This window comes from Actinoplanes sp. NPDC049265 (assembly GCF_043197135.1).
Classification (GTDB): domain Bacteria; phylum Actinomycetota; class Actinomycetes; order Mycobacteriales; family Micromonosporaceae; genus Actinoplanes.
The window spans coordinates 22,411-32,208 of record NZ_JBICSP010000041.1; the positions used below are offsets into that span (position 1 = coordinate 22,411).

The window sequence follows — 9,798 nt, forward strand, 5'->3', positions numbered from 1 at the left end:
CCGGCGGTCGGCCGGAAGTGGTCGGTTCGACCCTAGGCCGGGCAGTCCTACCAACTCACCAGGGCACGGTCCGGCCGAATCGATCGAGGTACGCCAGGCCGGGCCGGCCCAGCCGGGACAGCAGGACGTCGACCACCAGCGGAATCGTCTCGTCGATGCTGAAGGGCGCTTCGGAACCGCCCAGATCGGTACGGATCCAGCCCGGCGCCATCAGCACGAACGCCCGCCCCGAGCCGGCCTGACGGACCGCGAAGCCGCGCATGAACATGTTCAGCGCCGCCTTGCTGCCCCGGTAGACCTCGCGCTGCCCGGTCTCGTTGTTGGTGATGCTGCCCTGGCCGGACGACATCACACCGATCAGCCCGTCCGCGGGGACCAGGTCGGCGAGGGCCTCGACCACGCGCATCGGCCCGAGCGCGTTGGTGACCATCACCTCGACGAAGTCGGCGGTGGAGACCTCGCCGATCGGCGTCTGCTCGTTGTTGGTGGTGCCGGCGGCGACGAACAGCAGGTCGACGGTGCGCCCGGCGAGCCGTTCGCGCAGGGCGGCGAGCCCGTCGGTGTCGTTGATGTCCAGCTGCTCGACGGTCAGGTGTCCGGTCGGCTCGGGCGAGGGGGTACGGACCGTCCCGATGACGTCCCAGCCCCGGCCGGCGAGATCGTCGGCGATCGCGCGGCCCAGCCCCCGGGAGGCGCCGACGATCAGAGCGAGGCGTGCGGTGGTGGAAGACATGCGTCAAGCTTCCGCACCGGCATCGCGGCCGGCGTAGCCTTCTGTGCGTTCACCCGCGACAAGGAGCCGCTGATGGCGGAATCCGTCACCCTGGAGCCCGACGATGTGCGAATCATCCGCGCCCTCCAGGTCGACCCGCGTGCCTCGCTGGCCGCGATCGGAACCGCGCTGGGACTCACCGAGAGCACGGCCGGGCGCCGGTACCGCCGGTTGACCGCGACCGGCGTGATCCGGGTGACCGGGGTCTACGACCCGGGCGCGCTGGGGCAGAGCGAGTGGATGGTCCGGCTGCGGTGCCGGCCCGGCAGCGGCGCCGCCATCGCCGACGCGCTGGCCCGGCGCGACGACGTCAGCTGGGTGGCGCTGTGCGCGGGCGGTTCCGAGGTCACCTGCGCCGTCCGGTCTCGGACCCGCGAGCACCGCGAGGACCTGCTCGGCCACCGGCTTCCCCGCACCGCGGCCGTGGTCGACATCAACGCCGCGGTGATGCTGCGCCAGTTCCTCGGCGGCCGCGGCCACTTCTGGGCCGCACTGCGCGGCGTGCTCACCGCCGCCGAGGAACAGGCCCTGGGCAGCGACGGTACGCCGTTCACGGAGGCCCCGGTGATCGCCCGCGACCCGGTGCGACTCACCGCCGAGGACGAGAAGATCCTGGCCGCCCTGGCCGCGGACGGGCGCGCCGGCCTGGTCGACCTGGCCGCCGCGGCCGGTCTCACCCCCGGCCGCGCGTCCCGTCGCCTGCACACCCTGCTGTCGCGCCGGGTCGTCCACATCGACGTCGAGATAGCCGCGGCGGCCCTCGGCTACCACGCCCGCGCGAACCTGTGGCTGCGCGTACACCCGTCCGCGGTCAAGACCGTCGGGCGCGCCCTCGCCGACGACCCCGCGATCGCCTTCGTCGCCGCGATCTCCGGCCCCAGCAACATCCACGCCGTCGCACACTGCCGGGACCTCGACGAGCTGTTCGAGGTCACCTCCGACCGGATCGGATCCCTGCCCGGGCTGCACAGCATGGAGGTGTCCCCGCTGCTCCACCACGTCAAGCAGGCCGGCACGCTGCTCTACGGCGACCGCCTGGCCTGACCGGTCCCGGCCCTCGGGCGGTCAGCTCGACAATCGTTCGGCGGAGGGTCACGTCCGCCAGCGGTAGGGGTAAAGCTCGCGCGACCTGGGAAGGGAAGGGTTGTGACCCACATCGGAGAGCGGCAGGACCTGGCCGAGCGTCTCGGTGAGCTGGCCCGGCGGCTGGAAGTTCAGGACAACGTCGACGGCACGCTGCAGGGGATCGCGTACGCGGCGGTCGGCACGATCCCGGGGGCGGAGTACGCGGGCCTGATGTCGATCCGGCGCCGGCGTGAAGTGATCACGCGCGCGGCCACCGACGATCTGGTCCGCGAGATCAACCAGGCCCAGTTCACGTTCGACGAGGGGCCCTGCCTGGACGCGGCGCGGGACGTCTCGACCGTCCGGCGGCTGGACGACACCGGCACCGAGGAGCGCTGGCCCCGGTTCACCCCCTCGGCCCGTGAGCTGGGCGTCGGTAGCATGATGTCGTTCCGGCTGTTCGTGCACCGGGACACGCTGGGCTCGCTGAGCCTGATGTCGCGGAAGCCCCACGCCTTCACCGACGAAACCGTACATGTGGGTACGTTGTTCGCCACCCATGCCGCGGTCGCGATGTCCAACGCCGAGACGCGGGAGCAGCTGAACCAGGCGATCTCCGCCCGGGACGTGATCGGCCAGGCCAAGGGCATCCTGATGGAGCGCTACAAGATGAACGCCGACCAGGCGTTCTCGGTGCTGGCCCGGCTCAGCCAGGACACCAACCGCCGGCTGGTCGACATCGCGCGAACGCTGACCAATGATCTGACCTAGACCGCGGCGCGGCGAACTCGTTGACTTCGGTCGGCGGGTGCCGATCCTTGCGGCGTGAGCACGGTCGGGACGAGGCTGCGCGGCGCCCCGCGGGTGCTGCGGGACCCCGGCGTGGGCGTCACCCTGCTGATCGCGCTGGTGGCCGGGCTGGTGCCGCTGCTCGACCTCGGTGATGACGTGTTCAAGCTTCGCGTCCTCTGGGGCGTACAACTGCCGCTTGATCTTCTGCTCGGGGTCTTTTGCCTGCGTGCGGCTCGGGTGACCGGTGTCGACCGGATTGTCCGGAGCTACATGCTGACGCTGGCGGGCACCTCGATCGCGTTCACCATCGGTGACTCGTACCAGTTCGTGCGGTCCCTGTGGTGGCCGGTGGTCGCCGACATCAACGGCGGGCTGGTGCCCACGATCACCTACCTGGGCGGCCTGCTGCTGGTGGTCTTCCGCATGCTCAGCCACAAGTCGCCGGGTGGCTCGCGCGGCGAACGGCTGCGCTTCCACCTGGACGCACTCACCGTGCTGCTCGGCGGCGGCGTGCTGGCCTGGTGCTTCAGCTTCAACCCGCGGAGCGTCGCCGGCCTCGAACTGGTCAGCGCGCTGGTGGCGGCCAGCGTGCTGCTGCTGGCCGCGTTCGCCGCGGTCAAGATGGTACTCAGCGGGACCGCGCCGATGACCAAGGGCGGCTCGATCCCGATGATCGCGGCGGCGGGGCTGCTGGCGCTGACCACGGCGCTGCCGATCGTCGACGACGACGGCATCCACCCGATACTGATGGCGTTGCGCATCCTGGCCGCGGCCCTGTTCGCCGTCGGGCCACGCGTGCAGGAACTGCAGACCCTGGTCAAGCCCGACTTCCGCCGTGAGCGCCGGCACCGCCCGTACAACGTGCTGCCGTATCTCGCAGTGGCCGCGACCCTCGCCACCTTCCTCATCGTGATGCCCGACGACCTGGGCTACCGGGCCTGGGGCGGGGTGGTCGGCGTGATCGCGGTGACCGCGATCGTGGTGATCCGGCAGCTGCTCGCCTTTCTGGACAACTTCGACCTGATCAACCGGCTCGACGCCACCCTGCTCGACCTGCGCGGCCACCAGGCCATGCTGCACGAGCAGGCCACCCGGGACGGGCTGACCCGGCTGGCCAACCGGACCGCGTTCGCCGAGGCGGTCGGGGCCGACCTGGCCGACCCGCGCGCGGTGGCGCGCGGTCTGGCCGTACTCCTCATCGATCTGGACGATTTCAAGGCGGTCAACGACACCCTCGGCCACGGCGTCGGCGACGGTCTGCTGACCACGGTGGCCGACCGGCTGCGCAACGCCGTCCGGGCCAAGGATCTGGTGTCCCGGCTCGGCGGTGACGAGTTCGCGGTGCTGCTGCGCGGGGTGAGCGAGGCCGAGGCGGCGGCGATGGCCGACCGGATCCTGGCCGACGTGGTCCAGCCGGCCCGGGTCGACGGTCACATGCTGGTGGTCAAGGCCAGCATCGGGGTCGCGCCGGCCACGCCCGGTGACGACCCCGAGGGCCTGATGCGCAATGCCGACATCGCGATGTACGCGGCCAAGGACGCCGGCAAAGGCGGCATTCAGCAGTACGCGGCCGACATGGGCGCCCGCATCCTGGAAACCGTGGAGCTGGGCACCCGGCTGCGCGAGGCGGTCGGCACCGACCAGTTCAGTCTCGTCTATCAGCCGGTCGTCGACCTGCCCAGCGGCACCGTGCTCGGTGCTGAGGCGCTGGTCCGGTGGCAGCCGCCCGGCCGTCCCGAGATCCCGCCGGCCGATTTCATTCCCACGGCGGAGAGTACGGGTGAGATCGTGCCCCTCGGCCGCTGGATCCTGCGCGAGGCCTGCCGCCAGCTGGCCCAGTGGCGGCGTGACCACGACGCGGCCCGCGACGTCACGATGGCCGTGAACGTGGCCGGCCGCCAGCTGCAGACGCCCGGTTTCGTCGACGAGGTGGCGGCGCTGCTGGCCGAGTTCGCCATCCCGCCGGACCGGCTGGTCATCGAGATCACCGAGTCGGCGATGCTGGACGAACCGGTGGTGCTGGCCGCACTGCACGGCCTGCGCGGCCTGGGCCTCGATCTCGCGCTGGACGACTTCGGCACCGCCGCCTCGTCGCTCGGCCTGCTGCTGACCTGCCCGATGTCCGGCCTCAAGCTGGACCGCTCGTTCGTCGAACGGCTGGGCATCGACTCCCGGCCGACCGCGGTGGCGACGGCGGTCAGCCAGATCGCCCGCGCCCTTGACCTGACCACGGTGGCCGAGGGCGTCGAGTCGCCGGAACAGGCGAGGCTGCTGAGCGATCTGGGTTACCGCCGCGCGCAGGGTTTCCTCTACTCGCCGCCGCTGGAGCCGGCCGCCTTCGCGGCCGGCTGGAAGATCACCTCAACGGTCTGACGACGAGCCCGTGGTGACGCCCGGCAGTTGCCGACTCCCCTCAAGGCTGTGGAAATACCGCCGAAGCGGATTCATATCCCTTTGAGGACGCAGTCCACGGCCGTATAGAGGGTTTCGGTCTCGGACCTCAGGATCGAGTCCTCCGCGGGCAGGGCTCGTTGAATCGAGAGTCCGTTGAGGACGGTCGACAGGAATCGCACCCGGCGTGTGTGGTCTTCCTTGGGGAGCTCGCCCTCGTCGGCGAGAATCGTCAGCCAGTACTCGATACGGCGCCGACCTGCCCGTTCCAAGGCGAGATACGCCGCGTGCACCTCCCTGGTCGGGTCGGACGCGATATACGTCTGGTAGGCCTTGGTCCACGCCTCACGTGCCTGGTCCCCGACGCCGGCCGGGGCGAGCACTTGCCGGAGACAGTTGACCAGTCGGTCCCGGGCGGGTAGCGACCGGTCCTGGATCGGGTCGTCCGGGAACAGGTGGCCGTAGATTCTGGCGAGCACGGCGTCCTGTAGGGCGCGCTGGGTCGGGAAGTGAAACCTGAGCGAGCCCGTGCTCACCTCGGCGCGTGCCGCGACGGCACGCACGCTCAGCCTCGTCGTCACATCTTCGGCGAGCATCGCCGCCGCGGCCGCGAGAATTCGCTCCCGCGAGCCGGTGCTCTTGTCGTCCGGTGTCACAGGCCAACTCCTATTACATCGTACTAGCACGCCGTGTTAGCGTCTCACTAGTACAGCGTGTTAGTCAGGCGACGGTCTCAAGGCGTCGACGAGAGGAAATCATGACTATGGCGATCAGGCCGAGCTGGCTACTGACTCCGGGCGAGCCTCGCAACGGGCCGTCGGTTCCCGCCGCGGTGCAGTATCACCGGGTGCTCGCAGGCGACAAGCGCCGGATCGGTCGCGGCATCTTCGCGATCATCCTCTTGGCGGCGGGGCTCGTCATCTTTCCCACGGTCATCGGCAGGGCGGCTGCGCTCGTCGACGTTCAGATGGGCAAGACCCCGCCAATCCTGGGCGGCACTGACTACACGCCGCTCTCCCATGCCAGTTCGATGATCTCCCTCGGCCTGCTCATACCGTGGAGCATGCTCATCCAGCGGTGGCTCTACGGCGTGCCCGGTGCATCCCTGCACTCCGTGACCTCGCGGTTCCGCTTCGACCTGCTCGGCAAATCGCTCCTCGTCTTCGGTCCCGCCTGGCTGGTCGCCAACGCCCTCGGAGCTCTTCCGCCCGCCGACGAGTTTCCTTGGTCGCAAACCGACCTCATAGCCATGTTCATCGCCACCATGCTCTTCACCCCGCTGCAGTCGGCGGGTGAGGAATACGGCGTGCGCGGGCTTGTCTTCCGCGTCGTCGGAAGCTGGACCCGCAACCCAGGGACGGGACTGGTTGCCGGGGTGCTGGTCTCCAGCGTGCTGTTCACGGCCATGCACGGCGCAACGGATCCGTACATCATCGTCTGGTACTTCGTGCTCTGGACCGGGCTGGCCATCATCACCTGGCGCACAGGCGGCCTCGAGTTGGCGGTCATGCTCCACGCCGTACTCAACACGTTCACCTTTGTCCTGGCCGTGACCCTGCGGGTAGACCTGGGTAGTGCGACGCAGGACCGCTCAGCCGGAGTCGGCTCACCGTACCTGCTCGTCCCGACCCTCACTGTCATCGCCATAACCGCGATCGTCTGGTGGTGCACCCGAACGTCAGGACCAGCACAAACCGCGGGCCGGGTGCAGGCACCACGGCACATCTTTCCGCCATCCGCGGGCCGTCCCGCCTAGAAAAGGCGAATGCCTCGGGCGACAGACCGCCTTCCCGGAAGATGATCTTCCGGGAAGGCGATCGTCAACAACTATCGGCGGCCGCCGCCGGTTCCGTAGCCGATGCCACTGAACAGGGCGAAGTGCGGCCGGCTGGCTCCGCCGAACGCGGTCATCTCGCCGCCGACCGCGAACGTGCGCTGGGCCGCGCCGGCGCTCATCGTCAGCACGCCCCACTTGCCGTTGCTGCGCGGGTTCCAGTCGAGCAGCCAGCCGGTGGTCGCGTCGAAGGCCACCAGCTTGGGCTGCGCCGGCATCGTGGTCGGGCACCAGGCGGTGGCGTTGCGTGAGGGCCGCGTACAAGAGACCACGAAGTGCCCACCGGCGTACACGACCCCGCGGAGCTGGACCAGCGCCTGGATGTCGCCGTCGGTGACCGTGCTCCAGACCAGGCTGCCGTCGACGCGGTAGGTCGCGACCCGCCCGCCGGGCCCGCTCAGCCCCGCGTAGATGCGGGTCGAGTCGTGGGTCAAGGCCATGACGCCGTACGGGGTGGCCGGCCGGAACGTCGTGTCCACCTGGCCGTCGTCGAGGCCCAGGGCGGCCAGCCGGGCGGTGTTGTCGGAGTTGCCGGCCCGCTTGAAGGAGCCGCCGACGTACAGCCGCGAACCGCCGACGCTCAGCGCCCGGACCTCGCCGTCGGTGCTGCCGCGAAAGCCGGTGTCGACTGTCTCGTCGGCCAGCTTGAACGCGGCCAGGTTGCCCACCGCGCGGCCGTCGACGCTGCTGATCGAGCCGCCGAGGTACAGCCGCCCCGAGCCCGCGGTCAGCGCCAGCCCCGAGCCCTTGACGGTGGCGCGCAGCTTGCCGACCGCGCCGGTGCTCAGGTCGAGGCCGGCCAGACCGGCCCGGGACTGGCCACCGACGGTGGTGAACTTGCCGCTGACGTAGACCGAGGACCCGGCCGCGACCATGGCCCAGATGGTGCCGTTCGCTTGGGGGGCCCAGGGCAAGAGCTTTCCGGTACGCGCGTCCAGCGCCGCCAGCCGCTTGCGGGGGACCTTCTTGCCGTCCACCATCGCGTTCCCGAAGCTGCCGCCCACGTACACCGTCGATCCGACGTAGGCGCTGGCGTACACCAGGCCGTCGAATCCGACCGTGCTCTCCGGGGTGGCCGAAACCAGGGGCAGAGCCGCCGTTGCGGGCACGGGAGCCGCGGCGATCGTCAGCAGGGCTGCGAGCGCCACGGCGGCCCGGCGCCCCCTTGTCCAGGAAATAGTCATTAACGGACTATAAATACTAAAACGGACAAGAGGGGCCGTTTTGGCCGCTGAATGTCGCGGTCGAGCCGGTGGAGTCAGCCGGAGCCTCGTCGATCAGGTGATCTTTGTGATGGTGTTCCAGCCATCACCGATCTTCTTGCGTGCGCCGACGAAGTTGCCGGTGCCGTCGCCTCGGTAGAGCCAGAGGATCCCATCGGTGGCCCGCGTGATGACATCGGTGTAGCCGTCGCCAGTGAAGTCGCCCGGGGAGAAGACGATGGTCGGGTCGGTCCACCCGCTGCCGTTTTCCTTGGGCCTAACCTGCCGGGGCAGCAGCACGTGCTGGACAAGACCACGGGCGTGGTGACCGGGACGCGGTACGTGTCGCTCCCAGGGGGTGCGCTGGCGATTCGTTCGGGGACCGGTACCAATTATTCCTTCGCTCTGACTGACGGCCACGGTAGCCCCGCGCTGTACTTCGACAATCAGGTCCTCAACCCGAGCTGGCGCCAATACAGCCCCTACGGCGAGCCGCGCGGTGCTATTGGCACCTACCCCGACAACCGGGGGTTCCTCAACAAGCCGGTCAACTCCACGACCGGCCTGACCCGGCTGGGCGTGCGCGACTACGACCCGGTCACGGGCACGTTCATCTCGCTGGACCCGGTGCAGGACACCAGCAATCCACAGCAGTGGCAGGGCTATTCCTACGCCACGAACAATCCGAACACGTTCTCCGACGCCAGCGGCGCGCTCCCGGTCACCGACGACTGGTACCAGGGCTCGACCAGTTCGACGAGTTATTGGGAGAATCCCAATTCGAACTCGTCGTCCGGAGGCGGCGGTGGTCATGAGCACCACAAGGCCAACGACGTCCGGCACGAGCGAGTCTCCCTCCGCAAGGAGGTGATGGACGGCATCAACGCTCGTGGTGGTCTTCAGACCAGGGAGGTCACCTGGGCGTCACTGGAAGAATTCGTGCGGCGTGACACCCACAACTGGGAGTTCGTGTGTACCAACCAGTTCGGGAAAACCACGGAGCAGTGTGAGCGCGCGAACCCGTACCTGAACAAGAACATCAAGGAAATCCTGTTCGTCGGGGGCGGTATCGCCGCGGCGGTCGCGCTGCCGGCCTGCATCATGTTGCCGTACATGTGCGCAGCCGCGGTTTACGACTACGTCTCCGGCGAGGCCGCGACCGCGGGCTCCGGCAGTTTGATCAGCGGATCCGGCCTGGTGGGCGGGGCCCGCCTGCTGAGCATGGCCGGCAAGGGTGCCAGCACAACCAGCAAGGCCGGCCGCCTGGCCGAAATGGCCTGCAGCTTCAGCGGTGATACCGAAGTCCTGCTGGCCGACGGCACCACAGAACCGCTCGACGAGATCGAGCCGGGCGAGAAGGTCTACGCCACCGACCCGGAGACCGGCGAGAAGGGTGCCCGCACGGTCACCGCATCGTGGGCCCACGGCGACGAACTGATCGAACTCAAGCTGAGCGTAGGCACGGTCACCACAACGAGGAACCATCCGTTCTGGAACGCCACTGACCGGCGTTGGGAGATGGCCGGCGCCCTGCCCGACGGCGATGCCGTGGCGACCCCTTCGGGCTTCGCTACGGTCGAGGGTCTTCTGAAGCGGACGGCTTACCAAGGAACGGCATACAACCTCACTGTCGACGACCTCCACACGTACTGAGCCCTTTTCAACCTGATCTTCCAGGTCAGCGAGGGTAGGGGGGTCGGAGATCGATGGGGGCGAGGCTCCCGGTAAGACAGCAAATCGAC

9 protein-coding genes are annotated in these 9,798 nt (G+C 69.1%); 5 read left to right on the forward strand and 4 right to left on the reverse strand.

Features of this window, described 5'->3' with window-relative positions; all coding sequences use genetic code 11:
• Positions 1 to 55: 55 nt before the first annotated feature.
• Positions 56 to 733 (reverse strand): SDR family NAD(P)-dependent oxidoreductase, encoded by a 678-nt coding sequence (locus ACGFIO_RS43630; RefSeq protein ID WP_392837012.1) that lies wholly within the window; start codon positions 731 to 733, stop codon positions 56 to 58.
• A 72-nt stretch (positions 734 to 805) separates the two neighbouring features.
• Here ACGFIO_RS43630 and ACGFIO_RS43635 point away from each other — a divergent pair, with 72 nt between their 5' ends.
• The 3 genes from ACGFIO_RS43635 (at position 806) to ACGFIO_RS43645 (ending at position 5,002) form a co-directional block, all read left to right on the forward strand.
• Complete coding sequence (locus tag ACGFIO_RS43635) at positions 806 to 1,816, forward strand: Lrp/AsnC family transcriptional regulator (protein ID WP_392837015.1); 1,011 nt, start codon at positions 806 to 808, stop codon at positions 1,814 to 1,816.
• Between the two features lie 102 nt (positions 1,817 to 1,918).
• Complete coding sequence (locus tag ACGFIO_RS43640; protein ID WP_392837017.1) at positions 1,919 to 2,608, forward strand: ANTAR domain-containing protein; 690 nt, start codon at positions 1,919 to 1,921, stop codon at positions 2,606 to 2,608.
• A gap of 54 nt (positions 2,609 to 2,662) precedes the next feature.
• Positions 2,663 to 5,002 (forward strand): putative bifunctional diguanylate cyclase/phosphodiesterase, encoded by a 2,340-nt coding sequence (locus tag ACGFIO_RS43645; RefSeq protein ID WP_392837019.1) that lies wholly within the window; start codon positions 2,663 to 2,665, stop codon positions 5,000 to 5,002.
• A 71-nt stretch (positions 5,003 to 5,073) separates the two neighbouring features.
• Here the strand turns inward: ACGFIO_RS43645 and ACGFIO_RS43650 are convergent, their stop codons facing one another.
• The gene (locus ACGFIO_RS43650) at positions 5,074 to 5,676 is read right to left on the reverse strand and encodes a TetR/AcrR family transcriptional regulator (protein ID WP_392837022.1); all 603 of its coding nucleotides are present in this window, start codon (positions 5,674 to 5,676) and stop codon (positions 5,074 to 5,076) included.
• A 101-nt stretch (positions 5,677 to 5,777) separates the two neighbouring features.
• Between ACGFIO_RS43650 and ACGFIO_RS43655 the strand changes: the two genes are divergently transcribed.
• Positions 5,778 to 6,776 carry a CPBP family intramembrane glutamic endopeptidase gene (locus ACGFIO_RS43655; protein WP_392837024.1) on the forward strand — a complete coding sequence of 333 codons (999 nt, stop codon included), beginning with the start codon at positions 5,778 to 5,780 and terminating at the stop codon, positions 6,774 to 6,776.
• 71 nt (positions 6,777 to 6,847) lie between these two features.
• Here ACGFIO_RS43655 and ACGFIO_RS43660 read toward each other — a convergent pair whose 3' ends face one another.
• Both ACGFIO_RS43660 and ACGFIO_RS43665 read right to left on the reverse strand, forming a co-directional pair.
• Positions 6,848 to 8,038: a hypothetical protein gene (locus tag ACGFIO_RS43660; RefSeq protein WP_392837027.1), complete on the reverse strand. Its 1,191-nt coding sequence runs from the start codon at positions 8,036 to 8,038 to the stop codon at positions 6,848 to 6,850.
• Positions 8,039 to 8,131: 93 nt separating this feature from the next.
• On the reverse strand, positions 8,132 to 8,356 hold the full coding sequence (locus tag ACGFIO_RS43665) for an FG-GAP repeat domain-containing protein (protein WP_392837029.1): 225 nt from the start codon (positions 8,354 to 8,356) through the stop codon (positions 8,132 to 8,134).
• On the opposite strand from ACGFIO_RS43665, the gene ACGFIO_RS43670 reads away from it, so the two are divergent.
• Entirely contained in the window at positions 8,357 to 9,709 is a 1,353-nt protein-coding gene (locus tag ACGFIO_RS43670) for an RHS repeat-associated core domain-containing protein (RefSeq protein WP_392837032.1), read from the forward strand.
• Positions 9,710 to 9,798: the final 89 nt, after the last annotated feature.